This window comes from Marivita sp., assembly GCF_051859345.1.
GTDB lineage: Bacteria > Pseudomonadota > Alphaproteobacteria > Rhodobacterales > Rhodobacteraceae > Marivita.
On the sequence record NZ_JBHYFV010000047.1, the window covers coordinates 15,038 to 30,159 of the forward strand.

Below are 15,122 nucleotides of genomic sequence, written 5' to 3' on the forward strand. Positions count from 1 at the left end.
ATGCGCCAATGGACGGACTCCGATGCGCTGGCGGAGGAGGTATTTGAGCACTGCGGCGGCAGAGTTCGCCTGGCGCTGCCGCTGGGGCTCGGCAAACCGGTGGAGATTGTCGACGCATTGATCCGCGCAGCGACTCGTGCTCCCGCCCGGCATTTGTCGATCTTCACCGCCTTGACGCTGGAATTGCCCGAGACCGATAACGAGGTGGCAAAGCGGTTCCTCGGTCCGGCGATGTCGCGCCTTTTCGGCGACTACCGTGCGCCCGCCTACGCCGGAATGATGCGCGACGGCACGTTGCCCGACAACGTCGAAGTGTCCGAATTCTTCCTTCAGGCGGGGAACTGGGTTGGCGTCGCCGCGGCGCAACAAAGCTATATCGCCGCCAATTACACACATGCACGCGATGTCCTGATGTCGAAGAACCCCAACGTGCTGGTGCAGCTTCTGGCGCGCGACGGGGACCGGTTGTCGCTGGGCGGCAACACTGACATTTCGGCTGATCTCTTCGCGTTCCGCCGCGACGGTCGCGCCGATTTCATCGCCATTGCCCAGGTTCATCCCGATATGCCCTTGCTGCTGGCTGGGCAGGGTGAGATCGACGCTGGCGAGTTCGCCCATGAACTGGTGCCTGATACCCAAGGCGCGCTGTTTTCTGCTCCGCGCCGCATTGTGGGCCCGCAGGCCCACGCCATAGGTCTGCACGTTGCCCGCCTGATCTCGGATGGTGGTACGCTTCAGATCGGTATCGGCGCGCAGGGGGATGCGGTGGGCCATGCGTTGATCCTTCGGCACGAGGGTCGCGTAGGGGTGATCCAGCGCGATTGCCCATTCGCTGTCCAAGAACCGCCCGGTGGCGCATTCGCCCAAGGGCTCTATGGCGTCACCGAGATGCTGACCGAAGGGATGCTGCGGCTGTTCGAGGCCGGGATCGTACGGCGCGAAGCCATGGGCGCCGCCATCCATGCCGGGTTCTTCGTGGAAAGCAACGATTTCTATGCCCGGCTGCGTGGCCTGTCGGCCCGTGATCGAGATCGGATCGGGATGATGCCGGTGAGCTTTACCAACGCGCTTTATGGCGACGAGGCCGCAAAGCGCGCCGCGCGGGTGGCGGCACGGTTCGTCAACGCCACGATGCAGGTCTCTTTGCTGGGCGACGCGATGTCGGACACGCTGGAGAACGGGCAAGTGGTCAGCGGTATCGGTGGGCAGTTTAACTTCGTCGAGCAGGCCTTCGCGCTGGAGGGAGCCCGGTCGATCCTGACACTGCCAGCGGTGCGCGAAAGCGGCGGTCAGACGGTCAGCAACATCCGCTGGGACGTCGCCACCGTCAGCGTGCCGCGCCACATGCGCGATATCGTGGTAACGGAATACGGGATCGCCGACCTACGCGGTCGCAGCGACGCCGAATGCATCGCGGCGATGCTCGCCATTGCCGACAGCCGCTTTCAAGGCGAATTGCATGACAAGGCCAAGGCGGCGGGCAAGCTTCCCGACGATCACCGCATACCGGACGCGCACCGCCGCAATTTCCCGCAGAAGGTGCAGGACTGGCTGCTGCCGCATCGTGCCGATCTTCCGGATTTTCCGTTCGGCAGCGAATTCACGGAGATCGAAGAGGTCCTGCTACCGGCGCTGGAGCGTTTGCGTGCGTTTGGCGGCACATGGCGTGGCAAGGCCCACCTGCTGCGCGCGGCCTTGACCGGCGCACCCCACCCGCGCGAGGCCGAGGCACTGGCCCGGATGGAGTGGGCTCAGGGCGGCGGAGTGTCGGCGCTGGCGCTACGTGGCGCGTTGCGACTGACAGCGGAGGAGGTCTGGCATCGCGTCACTTGACCTGCGTTGTCTTCACTTAGACGGCTGGTTGCCGACGGCACATTCTGATCCATACGGGCCACGACACTTTCATGCCTGCCTCGTTGATGAAATTTCACAAGGGCATGCCCGCGGCTTCGAGTGCCGTCAGCCAGCGTTCCAAAACGCCCGGGGCTGTCCACATTCCAGTGTTGATTTTCCGCTCGTGGGTGACTGTCCAGGCTGGATTTTCCGCAAGGTAGTCTTGCATCGCATTGGCCGCTTTTTCTTGATTTCCAAGGCAGTGATGAATCACGGCAAGCTCTTTGTAGGCTGCGATCGGCATCGAAGGAGTCGACTGAAATGCATCAAGAGCCTTTTCGCACGCCCCGGCTTGCCACAGGGCCGAGGACTTGGCCCATGTCAGACCGAAACCGTAAAGCGGATCAATGCGCTCCAGTCGTGCGATTACCTCAAGCGCCTCGTCCGTCTTGCCGACATAGACCAAAGCATCGGCAAGCCCCATGGTTACGATCGACGACGACGGGTTCAGGTCGACGCCTCGCCGGAATGCGCCGATCGCCGCCTCGACGTCGCGGTTGTGGATCAGGACCCGTCCGAGTGCGTGGTAGGCCATGAAATTGTTCGGGTCGAGTTCTATAGCCATTCGGGCAAGCTCATACATGCGTTTGCGCGTCGCCGCCTCGTCGCCATCAATCCAGCCGTAACGCAGTCCCACGCGCAACGACAAAGCCTGGCCGAGATATCCCCAAGCGGAATTCGGGTAGTCCCTGATCGCCTGCTCCTGTTCTTCAATGTTCTTCATGAGGTTTTCGCGGGTGAAGCTGCGCATGATACGGCTTTGCGCGGCGTTCGCGATCATCAGCGCGCCGACGTCACCCCCTGTCATCCGCGCTTCAGAGGTGTCTATCACGCTGTGGCCGACGGCATTGGCGATTTTCCCGCTGATCTGGCTGTTGACTTCCAGAAGCGCGTCCAGAGGTACGTCAATTTCGTCCGCCCAGACATGAGCCTCTGACACGCCGTCGATCAGTTGCGCCGTGATCCGCAAGCGCGTTCCGTCGAATTGCTGACTGCCCTCAAGCAAGAAGTCTGCCGCGAGTCTTTTTGCAATTTCCGAAGTACCCAGATCGGACTCGCGAAACTGAAAGCTGGAGCTGCGCGAAATCACCGTCAGTTGCGGATAGCGTGCCAGCATGGTGATGATGCTCTCGGCGACCGCATCGCTGACATAGCCCTGATGCGGCGCCGCGCTGAAATCGTCGAACGGCAGAACAGCGATAACCGGCGGCTCCTGCGCTGCGGGCGGCCGGCTCTGCAAGGTCCAGACCAGTGCCAGACAAGAGACCAGAATCGCGCCCGCCGCGACAAGGGTGCCGCTGCGCTGAGGGGTGCGCGCAGACGCGGGTCGGACCAGTCGGTAGCCCTTGCGCGGCACGGTCTCGACCAGACGCTTGTCGCTGTCACCCAGCACGCGGCGAATCTCGGCGATGCATTGCGCGACACTGTCCGGCGACACTGTGCGGCCCGCCCAGACCTTTTCGATCAGCATGGCTTGCGAGACTGTTCTGCCGGGATCTTGCGCCAGCACCTTTAGCACTTCGCGCGACTGGTGTCGCAGTTCCAGTTCACGCCCATCGCTGTCGAATAGATAGCCCGACGACTTGTCGAACCGCGCAACACCGAGGTCGATTTCAAAAGATTTCAGGTCATTTCGTTTGCCATTCAGCACACGTTTGGCCTCCGATGGCAGGATAGCACGCCTGACCTTTCCCCCGAATTTATTTTCCGCGACCGAAAAAGGTCCGGCCTCTTTACTCAACAAGGAGAACCATTCAATGCCAACAATTTCAAACCTGAAAATTTCCGTGTCGACGGCGGCGCTTATCCTGCTGGCGCCCGCGTCGACGGCACATTCGCCCGATACACTTCTCAATGGTCTGAACGCAGGCGAGTTGGGTCACGTCAACTTTGCCACGTCCTGCAGTGCCGAAGCGCAGCCAAATTTCGAGACCGGCCTGCTGCTTTTGCATCACATGATGTACCGCCAATCCGCCATTCACTTCGCAGCTGCGGCAGAGGCTGACGCCGATTGCGCAATGGCCCAATGGGGAATCGCCATGACCAAGTTTCATCCGCTTTGGCCCGGCGGACCATCGCCCGAAGAAACCGAAGCCGGTCGCGCAGCCGTCGCGCACTTGGCAGAGATGGACCCCGGCACGCCGCGCGAAGCGGCTTATATCGAGGCGGTGCAGGCGTTTTATGCCGGTGAGGACAAGACCTTTCGCGAACGGCTTGCCGCCTGGGCCGCGAAACAACGAGAGATCGACGCAGCCTTTCCTGAAGATCTTGACGCCGTGGCTTTCGATGCGCTTGCCCAACTCACCATGGCCCCCCGCGGCCCGGATGCTGTGCCCGAACTGAAGGATGCCGGTGCCCGGATGGACGCCCTGCGCGTGCAGGCTCCGCAGCATCCTGCAGGCTATCACTACGCCATTCATGCATACGATCACCCCGCTCTTGCCGACCGGGCGCTGGAAACGGCAAGGGGATATGACAAGATCGCCCCCGAAGTGCCCCACGCATTGCACATGCCATCGCATATCTTCACCCGCCTTGGTCTTTGGGAGGAATCGGCAGCCTGGAACGCGCGCAGTGCCGCTGCTGTGCTGGCCCAATCCGAGCGCGACGTGATTGCGGATCACTACCCCCACGCCATCGATTACGCTGTCTATGCCCATCTGCAAGCGGACGACATAGCGGCGGCCGAGTCCCTTCTGGCCGAAGTCCATGCGAATCCCGATCTGGAGAACACTTTCGGCTCCGCCTATGCCGACGCGGCCACGGCCGCCCGAGTGCCATTGGAACAGGACGACTGGGCCGGTGCGGCAGCCCTTCCCGCCGATCTGAATCCTGCGATCAGTTGGGACAGGTTTCCGCAGGCCGTGGCGATTCGCTGGTATGCCAAGGGCATCGGTGCGGCCCGTTCCGGCGATTTGCCAGACGCCGAGGACGCGCTGGATCACCTTGCGGAGCTTGGCCAGGTGATGAAGGATCGGGACCTTGGCTACTGGCTGGCGCTTCTCGACGCCCAGACCAAATCCATCGAGGCCTGGGTTGCGCTATCACGGGGCGCTACCGAAGCAGCGGTAGACCTCATGCGCGCAGCCGCGGAAGTGGAGGACAAGGCAGGCAAGGCCCCGGTGACACCAGGTCACGTTTTGCCTGCCAGAGAACTCTTGGGGGATATGTTGCTGGCGGTCGGCGATAAGGCGGGTGCGACCAAGGCCTATCAGGCGTCTTTGGCGACGTCACCAAACAGGCGGCGCAGCGTGAAAGGTTTGGCGCTTTCCTCGGGTGGATAGGGCCAATTGGGAACACGTCACGATGATTTTGTAGGCTCGACGCCAGGTGCGGGTCGGTCACCGGTCATGAGGTATGACCTGCCCCACGAATATCTCCTGAAGAGTGGACCGTTGTATTTCAAGTCTGTCTTTGATTAGCTGCAACACACACCAATCAATCAGGAGGCTATTATGTCGTCTTTCAAGACAACGATGCTCGCTGCCGCCGCAGCCGTACTGGGAACCGTGGCCACGGCCCAGGATCCGCAGTTCTTCCGGATCGGGACCGGCGGCACCGCCGGGACCTACTACCCGATTGGCGGCCTCATCGCGAACGCCATATCAAGTCCGCCAGGCTCGCGCGCCTGCGAGGAAGGCGGCTCCTGCGGGGTGCCCGGCCTGATCGCCAGCGCGCTTTCGGCGAATGGATCGGTCGCCAATGTCAACGCCATCGCCGGCGGCACGCTCGAGTCGGGCTTCGCCCAATCGGACGTGGCGACATGGGCCCAGACTGGCACCGGTATCTGGGCAGATCGGGACGCGGTCGACAGCCTGCGCGCCATCGCCAGCCTCTACCCAGAGACGATTCACCTCGTCGCCTCGGCGGAGTCCGGGATTAGCAGCCCGGCCGACCTCGCCGGCAAGACCGTGTCGCTCGATGAACCGGGATCGGGAACCCTGGTCGACGCGCGCATCATCCTCGAAGCTTATGGGCTTTCGGAGGATGACATCGAGGCCGAGTACCTCAAGCCCGACCAGGCCGGCGAGCGGATGCGCGACGGCGCCATGGACGCCTTCTTCTTCGTGGGCGGATTCCCCGCCGGCGCCATCGCCGAGTTGGCCAGCCAGACCGACATCACCATTGTGCCGATCACTGGTGAACAGGCCGAGGGTATCCTGGGCGAATACACGTTCTTCGCAGAAAACACGGTCCCAGGTGGCACATACGAAGGCGTGAGCGACGATGTAACCACTCTCTCGGTCGGCGCTCAATGGGTCACCAGCGCGAACCAGCCCGAGGAGCTGATCTACAACATCACAGCGGCCCTCTGGAACGACAGCACCCGTGCTTTGCTTGACGCCGGGCACCAGAAGGGCGCGGCGATCACCGCAGAGACGGCGCTCGACGGGATCGGCATTCCGCTGCACGCTGGCGCGGAGCGCTTCTACCGCGAGGCCGGACTCCTCGAGGATTAAGACTCCGGGCGCGGCATCCGTGCCGCCCGATAGCTGACTGCCGCGGCCAGCGAACTGGCCGCGGCACACGAGAACCGGAGTAAGCAGACATGACCAGCCGAAGTGAGAGCCTGACCGATGAGGAAATGAAGGCTCTCGAAGAGGAGTTCGACTCCGAGGTCCGCTTTCGGCCACTCCCGCCGTTCCTGGGATGGCTCGTCGCCGGGACACTCTTTGCGCTGGCCTGTTATCACTACTACACAGCCGGCTACGGCATTCCACGCGCGACCACGCACCGCGGCGTCCATATGGGCGTAACGCTGGCGCTGGTCTATTTCTCCTTCATGGCCTTCGGACGGCCCCGCGCCGTGACGCCCGGCATCCTCGCCCCGTTTGGCCTGCCGCTGATCGACTGGGTCCTCGCCATCGCGGCCCTCGTCTCGGCGCTTTACGTGCCGTGGATCTTCGAGGATCTCGCCTTCCGGGTGGGCAACCCGCTTCCCATCGACGTGATCATGGGCACGATCCTCATCGTCACCCTGCTAGAGGCGACCCGGCGCGCCATGGGTTGGCCCCTGCCGGTGATCGCCTGCTTCTTCATCGCCTATGCCTATTTCGGTCAGTCGATGCCCGGCGTGCTGACCCACCCGGGGTCCGACTGGGCCGGGATCGTCAACCACCTCTACCTGACCAGCCAGGGCATCTACGGCACCGCGCTTGGGGTCATCTCGACCTATGTGTTCCACTTCGTGCTCTTCGGCGTGATGGCCACACGGATCGGGCTGGGGCAGCTCTTCATCGACCTCGCCTCTTCGCTGGCGGGACGTTTTGCGGGAGGACCGGCGAAGGTCTCGGTCCTGTCCTCCGCAATGTTGGGGTCGATCTCGGGCTCGTCCATCGCCAACACGGTCACCACTGGCTCACTGACCATCCCGGCGATGATCCGGATCGGCTATCCGCGCCACTTCGCGGCGGCGGTCGAGGCGGCCAGCTCAACTGGTGGACAGATCACGCCACCAGTCATGGGAGCCGTCGCCTTCCTGATGATCGAGTATCTTGGCGTGCCGCTGACGACGATCCTGACGGCCGCGCTGGTCCCGGCCTTCATGCACTTCTTCGGTGTCCTCGTGCAGGTCCACCTCGAGGCACGCCGCCGGGGGCTGCGCGGTCTGACCAAGGACGAACTGCCGGTCGCCTGGATCGTCTTCAAGGCCGGCTGGCTGACCACCCTGCCCCTCTTCGTGCTGGTGGCGATCCTGCTGTCCGGCAAGACGCCCTACCTTGCTGCCTTCTGGGGGATCACCGCCTGTATCGGCGTCCTTGCGATCCAATCGCTGGTCAAGCATGGAACGAACATCCAGGGCGCGGTGACCGAGTTCGTCGTCGGCCTCTGGGACGCCTTCGTTCTCGGCGCGAAATACTCGCTTTCCGTGACCGCCGCCGCCGCCCTCGTCGGGGTGGTCATCGGTGTAGTCACTCTGACCGGCGTTGGTTTCAAGATCGCCTACATGGTCACCTCGGTCGCCGGGCAATGGGCCGAGACGGTTTCCGCCGGCTTTGCCTTCCTGCCTTTCGCTGTCATGTCCGTGACGTCGCTGACGCTGCTCTTCACCCTTATCATGACGGCGATTGTCTGCGTCCTGATGGGCTGCGGCATCCCGACGACGGCGAACTACCTGATCATGATCGCCGTCGCCGCGCCGATCCTGGGGTTGCTCGGGGTCGAACCGATCGTGGCGCACTTCTTTGTCTTCTACTTCGGGGTCCTGGCGGACATAACGCCACCTGTCGCGCTCGCCGCTTATGCGGCGGCCGGGATCGCCGACGCCAATGCCTTCAAGGCGGGTAACACGGCCTTCCGGCTGGGCATGGGCAAAGCGCTGGTGCCGTTCGTCTTTGTCTTCTCGCCATCTATGCTGCTGGTGACCGAAGGCTTCACATGGTCGGAATTCTTCCTTGCCACGCTGGGCGCGATGGCGGGGATCTGGATGCTGTCCTCGGTTTTCGCCGGCTGGCTCTTCGCGCCGCTGCGCGGGTACGAGCGGCTTCTGCTGGCAATTTCGGCCCTGTTGCTGGTGGTGCCCAGCCTCTGGCCCACAATAATCGGCATTCTGCTGGTATTGCCCGCAGTGATCCGGCAGTTGCCGCTCATCGGCAAATCCGTGTCCTATCGGGAGACCACATAAGACCAAATCTTGGCTGGCCGCGGGAGACCTGACTGAGCAACTACCGACTTGCGTTGGTAGGATCGTACCCAATAGCGGTGCCCCCGGTAGCGCACCGCCGACGATGCCGATGACCTGGGACGCGTTGTGGGCCCACAAAGCCCCGAACGGGGTCACCATGGGCGATGTCCGCGTGCGGCTGAAAGACCCCTGCCCCAATCTGGATGCCAGGGACGACCTGCAATCGGTGACCCAGGGAACCGTCGCCCGGCTGGAGAAATGGAGCGGCCAAGGGTGAGGCTTGGCGAAAGATTGACACAACCCAAATACTTAACGGGACAAACGACTTTGACATACTGACCTCGCTTTCGCCCATCTGTTGGGGCTTTTCGCCAGTCTGGCAGTAACTCCGATAACCGGTGTCGGGTCCGCACCGATACTGCTGGATCGCGTGCATTGCCGCGAATGGCGCGATACCTCGCTGGGATTTGCCGCTTGCTGGCCGCCTCTTCCTTCTCGTCTATCATCCCCTCCGGTCTCTCGCCCGCCGCATGCGGAAGCGTCTTTGCCCTGTCACCTCCCGGATCAGGCCGCCATGCTGCCGCTGTGCCACACAGATTCAGGCAGAACCTAAATTCACGAGACCAAACTGTTATGGCCAATCAAACGGGCGTGCCGGATCGGAAACTCCGAGTTCGACCCCGCGAAGGAATGACGTCCGGTATCCGCCCGGTGGCAGGTCGGCATGGTTAGAGAAGAACCGGTTGAACTGTGCGGGCGATGAAAAACCCAAAGTCCCGGCGATTTCATTCACTGACCGGCCAGACGTTTCAAGCAACAATCGGGCCTCCAGCATAACCCTGCGGTCGATAATCTCTTTCGGGCCAAGCCCCCTCACCCGCCGACACATGTCCCCCAGCCGGTCGCGGGTGACACCCAGCGTTTCGGCGTAAAGCGACACCGACCAACGATCCCGGAAATGCCGTTCGACCAACGTGCTGAACCGGGTAAAGGCGCGGTGCGATGGGCTGGCCCCCTGCGGACCGTCCGAATAGGAGGGCGCCGCGCGCAGAAGTTCGATCAGGATCACACGCAAATAAGCCTCGACCACGACATGTGCGGCGATGGCGTCATCCTCCAATTCGCGGCGAATTCCGGCAAAGGCTGTGCGCAAAGCGAAACGGGTCTCGGACATGGACGCCAAAGGCACGGTGACCTGGTGATCGGCCACATCGCGCAAGTCCCGCGCCTCGGGCAGGTGCCCGATGGTGTTTCCCAGCGCGCTGGCACTCAGCAGCACATAGGCGCCGACCGCCCCGGCATCGGACCGCAGGCGCGATGTCTCGCTCCAAGGGCGCCATGCCAGCACAGGCGCCTTGATCCGCGCGTCTTCTCCCGACAGCATCGCCCCCCCATCCTCGAGCAAGATGGCGCACCAAGAGGGGCCATGCAGACTTTCGGCCAGACCGACGATGCGGCTGCGCAAATCCCCGGTCAAAGCCCCCGCGCGGACAGTAGCAGAGTCGCGGAATCGTCGGTCTGGCATCAAGAATCCCACAGAATGTAAACTTATTGCCGCAGAATATCATTTACTCTGCGTAAGTCAGAGCGATTTTATGGTCATGCCGTGAGGAGACGGCCCACGTTCAGTGACCCTGGGGAGGAGCATCTGTACGAAACCCGCTTGATAATTGCCGGGCGACACGTCGCGCCTGATCCGGTTGTGGCCTTTGAGAGGCGCGACCCGATGTCCGATGCCGTCGTCACCCGTGCCGCTGCCGGTCGCGCCGCCGAGGCACGCGCCGCGGCCGCCGCGGCCGCCTGCGCGTTTGCGGATTGGGCCGCGACCCCTGTACGAGACCGGGTCGCCATACTCGAAGCCGGGGCCGACGCTCTGATTGCCCATGCAGACGAGGTGGTCGAGATCGCATCCGCCGAGGTTGGTTCTGCCCCGGACTGGGTGCGGTTCAACGTGTTCCTGGCGGCAGGCATGCTGCGACAGACCGCCGATCTGGTGGACAGTCTCGAAGGCACGGAAACTCCCATCGGCGGTCACATCCTGCGGCGGCGTCCTGCCGGGGTGGTGTTGGGCATCGCGCCGTGGAACGCTGCCGTCACACTGGCCACCCGTGCCGTTGCGGCACCGCTTGCCTGCGGCAACACGATTGTCCTGAAAGGATCCGAGCTTTGCCCGAAGACCCATGAATGGGTCGCTGACACGATTTGCAACGCGGGCCTGCCTGCGGGTGTGCTCAACTACATCACCAACGCCCCCGATCATGCCGAAGAGGTGGTCGAGGCGCTGATCGCCCACCCTGCCGTGCGGCGGGTGAATTTCACCGGATCGACCCGTGTTGGGCGTGAGATCGCCGTGACCGCGGCGCAGCACCTCAAGCCATGCCTGCTCGAACTGTCAGGCAAGGGCACGGCAGTTGTTCTTGCAGATGCCGACATCGACCTTGCCGCGCGTGCCATCGCGCATGGCAGTTTCTTCAACCAGGGTCAGATCTGCATGTCGACCGAACGGGTGATCGTTGACACGTCCATCGCGGCTGATCTTGTGGCGCGACTGTCGCACGAGGCCGAAGCCTTGCGTTTTGCCCCGGACCAACCCAGCCCTCTGGGTGCGCTCATCAGCCCGGCGGCGGCGGTGCGGGTGCGCGCGATGATCGACGATGCCGTGTCCAAGGGCGCAGTGCTTGTCACCGGCGGCGAGTTGTCGGGCGGTGGGTTGCAACCAGCAGTGCTGGACCGCGTTGCCCCTGGGATGATGCTCTACGAAGAGGAGGCGTTCGGCCCGGTAACCGGAGTGATCCGTGTGGCCGATGCCGAGGAAGCACTCGCCATCGCCAATGACACGGATTTCGGCCTCGTGGCGTCAGTGTTCAGCCGCGACACCAAGGCGGCGCGGGACATGCTTTACCAGATCGAAACCGGGATCGGCCATGTCAACGGATCGACCGTTTTCGACGACCCGCGCCTGCCCTTCGGCGGCGTCAAGGCGTCGGGCTATGGGCGTTTTGGCGGGCGCGATGCCGTGGCGGAATTCACCGAATGCCAATGGATCGCCATTCACGACCAGCCCTCGTCCGAGGGCGAAACCAAAAATCAATAAGGGAGGACGACACATGAAACGCAGAAACCTTTTCGGATTGGCCGCGGCACTGACCGTTGCCACCGCATTGACCGGCCCGCTGGCCGCGCAGGAAACGCTCAAGATCGGTGCGGTTGGCCCGAAAACCGGCCCGCTGGCTGGGGGCGGCGCGGTCACGTTCTGGCCGAACGTGCAGCTTTGGGCGCACGACGTGAACGAAGCCGGTGGCATCGACGTGGGCGGAACCAAGATGATGGTCGAGATCATCGAGTATGACGATCAGACCAACCCCGGCGAAACCATCAAGGCCGTACAGAGACTGGCGACACAGGACGAAGCGGATTTCATCCTCGCGCCCTATGGCACCGGTCTGAACATCGCGGCCGCGCCGATCTTTGAACGCTACGGCTATCCGATGGTCACGCACACCGCGATTTCCGACCAGATCGAAGATCTGTCGAACAAGTTTCCCAACATGTATTTCCTTTTGGGCGGGGCCACCGGCCTGTCGGGCGGTGTGGTCGAGGTGCTGACCCAGATGCGCGAGGCCGGTGAAATCGGCAATTCGGTTGCCATGGTCAACGTGGCCGACGCCTTCGGCATCGAACTGGCCGAGGCTGCGCGTCCGCAATTCGAGGAAGCCGGGTTCGAGATCGTTTACGATTCCTCCTATCCGTTGGGCACGCAGGATCTGTCCCCGGTCATCAACGGTGCGCGGGACGCGAACCCCGATGCCTTTGTCGCGTGGTCCTATCCGCCCGACACGTTTGGACTGACCGAACAGGCGCAGATCGCTGGGCTGGCGCCCAAGGCGTTCTACACCGCCGTGGCCACCGGGTTCCCGTCTTACGGCGCGCGGTTCGGTGCCGCTGCCGAAGGTGTATTGGGTGCCGGTGGCGTCTATGCGGATGGCGACGCGTTCAAGGAGTACGCGGCGCGACACGAGGCCGTGACCGGAGCCAAGCCCGACTACTGGGCCTCTGCCGCAGCCTATGCGTCGTTCCAGATCCTGCAACAAGCCATCGAAGGCGCGGGCACAACCGACAAGGCGGCGGTTTCGGAATATATCGCCAATAACGACTTCGACACGATTGTCGGTCCGATCACATGGAACGAGAACAACGCCAACGCGGAATACTGGACTGTCGGTCAGTGGCAAGGTGGCGTGTTCAAGGGCGTCGCCTCGACCGGGCGCGAAGGTGCGGTTGCAGCACAGCCCAAGACCGGCTGGGAATAAACCGCGTTCGGCCCCGGGCGTCGCTCGGGGCCGTTCGATCCAATACCCGGAGACCACATGGACATTCTGATCACAGGGCTCTTGCTGGGTGGCACCTATGCGCTGATCGCGATGGGGCTGAACCTGCAATACGGCATGGCAAGGATCATGAACCTTGCCAACGGGGAATTCCTTGTGGCGGGCGGCTTTGCGGCCTTCTGGTTCTACACGGCGGGGCAAGTCAGCCCGCTTCTGACCATCTTCATCGTGGCCCCTTTGGCGTTTGGGCTGAACTGGCTGATCTACGTCGTGATGCTGCGCCCGCTGGTGAACCGCGCCAAATCGCAGGGCCAGCTTGAGGTAGATGCGATCCTGACCACGTTCGGCCTGGCCTTCGTGTCGGTCGGAATCATGCTGGCGCTCTTCGGCGGTGACTATTTCTCTTATTCCTACCTAGCCCGGCCCATCACCCTGATCGGCGATGTCTATGCGCTCAACCGCGTGACGGCGGCTGTGGCGGCGGTAATCATTTGCGGCGGCTTGTGGCTCTGGCTGAACCGCACCCGCGCGGGCATGTCGATCCGCGCGATCGCGGTTGATCCGAAAAGCGCCCGGCTGGTGGGTATCGACGTGCCCAAGCTGTCCGCGCTGGCCTTTGCGCTTGGCGGCGCTGTGACGGCTGTTGGTGGCGCCTTGATTTCCACATTCCTGACGCTGGATGCGTCCACGGGTGTGATGTTCACGCTCAAGGCGCTGGTCATTGTCATCATGGGCGGCGTCGGGGACGTGCGCGGCACCATCGTGGCGGCGCTGTTGCTGGGTATCCTCGAGACCTTCGTGGCAACGCTAATCGACCCCGGCCTGACGCTGGCCGCAGCCTATCTGCTCTTTGTGCTGATCCTGCTATTTCGTCCGCAGGGTCTCTTCGGGAGGCGCACGACATGAGCCTGACCAAGCGCGATTGGCAATCCGTTACCCTTTCGGCAGTCCTGCTGGCGGTGGCCGCCTGCCTGCCGCTAACCGGCGACGCCTACATGCTGTCCATCGGCATCACCATCGCGATGTACGCGGTGCTGGCGACCAGCTGGGCAATGTTTTCCGGACCGACGCATTACATCTCGCTGGCCACGGCGGCGTTCTTTGGCCTTGGCACCTACACCACTGCCATCGGGATCGAGAACGGGCTGGACTACTGGGTCACCCTGCCCATCTCGGCAATATTCGGCGCCGTTCTGGCGGCGCTGGTGGGCTTTGCCACGCTGCGTCTATCGGGGGTCTATTTCGTGATCTTCACGCTGGGTCTGGCCGAACTGGTGCGGCAGGTCGTAACATGGGGGCAGAACGTGTCGGGCCAAAAGGGCCTCTACGTCCTCACCGACATCACCGAAGTGCACATCTACTGGCAACTCGTCGCGCTGGCCGGGATTGTCTACCTGACCGGCTGGGCCATCGGGCGGTCACGCCTTGGCTTTGCGCTGCGCATCATCGGGGACGATGAAGAGGTCGCGCGCCATTCCGGTATCAACACCTCACGCGCAAAGATCCTGCTGTTCATGGTGTCGGGGGCCACGGCGGCAGTGGTCGGCTCGATGCTGGCACCCCGGTATATCTATATCGAACCCGCGCTCGCCTTCACGCCGATGCTGTCCTTCCTTGTGGTGATCATGGCGCTTTTGGGCGGCACAGGTCGGCTCTGGGGGCCGCTGGTGGGCGTTATCCCCTTCACCCTGCTTTGGGAGGCGATTTCCGCCAGTTTCCCCAACCAGACGACGCTGCTCTTGGGCCTAAGCTTCCTCGTGATCGTCTACCTTCTGCCGCGCGGCTTCGTTGGCCTGATCGAAAGCGGCAAGCGCAAATTGCGGGACCGGGAGGCGTTTGCATGACCACCGGGCCCACAGTTCTGTCGCTGCGCGGGGCCACCAAACGATTTGGCGGGCTTGTTGCCGTGAACGACATGGATTTCGACGTGACCGAGCACGAGGTTCTGGGCCTGATCGGCCCCAACGGGTCGGGCAAGTCCACAACCCTGAACCTGATCTCGGGCGCGCTGAAACCGACCGAGGGCACGATTTCGCTACGCGGCACGCCGATCTCGCATCTTTCCGCTGCCGACATTGCCCGGCGTGGCATTGCACGGACGTTCCAGCTTGTCCGGCTCTTGCCGTCGATGACGGTGCTGGAAAACGTCCGCGCGGGTGCCGTGTTCGGCCATCGCCGCCGCTGGGGGGCCGAGGCGGATGCCCATGCAATGCACATGCTGGCGTTGGTCGGGCTGGACCGCCGCGCGAATGCCCATGTCGGGGAATTGACCTATA

General features: G+C 63.0%; 12 protein-coding genes. 10 read left to right on the forward strand and 2 right to left on the reverse strand.

What is annotated here, in order from left to right; all coding sequences use genetic code 11:
• Positions 1-1,833: an acetyl-CoA hydrolase/transferase C-terminal domain-containing protein gene (locus tag ACTIEN_RS19670; RefSeq protein WP_439524851.1), complete on the forward strand. Its 1,833-nt coding sequence runs from the start codon at positions 1-3 to the stop codon at positions 1,831-1,833.
• A gap of 94 nt (positions 1,834-1,927) precedes the next feature.
• Here ACTIEN_RS19670 and ACTIEN_RS19675 read toward each other — a convergent pair whose 3' ends face one another.
• Positions 1,928-3,544 carry a winged helix-turn-helix domain-containing tetratricopeptide repeat protein gene (locus ACTIEN_RS19675; RefSeq protein WP_439524852.1) on the reverse strand — a complete coding sequence of 539 codons (1,617 nt, stop codon included), beginning with the start codon at positions 3,542-3,544 and terminating at the stop codon, positions 1,928-1,930.
• 106 nt (positions 3,545-3,650) lie between these two features.
• Between ACTIEN_RS19675 and ACTIEN_RS19680 the strand changes: the two genes are divergently transcribed.
• From ACTIEN_RS19680 to ACTIEN_RS19695, 4 genes are all read left to right on the forward strand, one after another.
• A complete protein-coding gene (locus ACTIEN_RS19680) occupies positions 3,651-5,177 on the forward strand; it encodes a hypothetical protein (protein ID WP_439524853.1) in 1,527 nt (508 codons plus the stop codon).
• A 171-nt stretch (positions 5,178-5,348) separates the two neighbouring features.
• Entirely contained in the window at positions 5,349-6,353 is a 1,005-nt protein-coding gene (locus ACTIEN_RS19685) for a TAXI family TRAP transporter solute-binding subunit (protein ID WP_439524854.1), read from the forward strand.
• Between the two features lie 89 nt (positions 6,354-6,442).
• Positions 6,443-8,518, forward strand: coding sequence for a TRAP transporter permease (locus ACTIEN_RS19690; RefSeq protein ID WP_439524855.1), 2,076 nt, complete (start codon positions 6,443-6,445; stop codon positions 8,516-8,518).
• A gap of 109 nt (positions 8,519-8,627) precedes the next feature.
• Positions 8,628-8,795 (forward strand): hypothetical protein, encoded by a 168-nt coding sequence (locus ACTIEN_RS19695; RefSeq protein WP_439524856.1) that lies wholly within the window; start codon positions 8,628-8,630, stop codon positions 8,793-8,795.
• 354 nt (positions 8,796-9,149) lie between these two features.
• On the opposite strand, the gene ACTIEN_RS19700 is transcribed toward ACTIEN_RS19695, so the two are convergent.
• Entirely contained in the window at positions 9,150-10,043 is an 894-nt protein-coding gene (locus ACTIEN_RS19700) for a helix-turn-helix domain-containing protein (protein WP_439524857.1), read from the reverse strand.
• A gap of 177 nt (positions 10,044-10,220) precedes the next feature.
• On the opposite strand from ACTIEN_RS19700, the gene ACTIEN_RS19705 reads away from it, so the two are divergent.
• The 5 genes from ACTIEN_RS19705 to ACTIEN_RS19725 all read left to right on the forward strand — a co-directional run.
• Positions 10,221-11,612: an aldehyde dehydrogenase family protein gene (locus tag ACTIEN_RS19705; RefSeq protein WP_439524862.1), complete on the forward strand. Its 1,392-nt coding sequence runs from the start codon at positions 10,221-10,223 to the stop codon at positions 11,610-11,612.
• A gap of 13 nt (positions 11,613-11,625) precedes the next feature.
• Complete coding sequence (locus tag ACTIEN_RS19710) at positions 11,626-12,828, forward strand: amino acid ABC transporter substrate-binding protein (RefSeq protein WP_439524858.1); 1,203 nt, start codon at positions 11,626-11,628, stop codon at positions 12,826-12,828.
• A 57-nt stretch (positions 12,829-12,885) separates the two neighbouring features.
• Positions 12,886-13,752 (forward strand): branched-chain amino acid ABC transporter permease, encoded by an 867-nt coding sequence (locus tag ACTIEN_RS19715; protein WP_439524859.1) that lies wholly within the window; start codon positions 12,886-12,888, stop codon positions 13,750-13,752.
• Positions 13,749-14,690: a branched-chain amino acid ABC transporter permease gene (locus ACTIEN_RS19720; protein ID WP_439524860.1), complete on the forward strand. Its 942-nt coding sequence runs from the start codon at positions 13,749-13,751 to the stop codon at positions 14,688-14,690. The genes ACTIEN_RS19715 and ACTIEN_RS19720 overlap by 4 nt, the downstream gene beginning before the upstream one ends.
• The coding region (locus ACTIEN_RS19725; protein WP_439524861.1) for an ATP-binding cassette domain-containing protein at positions 14,687-15,122 on the forward strand (436 nt) is incomplete at its 3' end. The genes ACTIEN_RS19720 and ACTIEN_RS19725, both read left to right, overlap by 4 nt.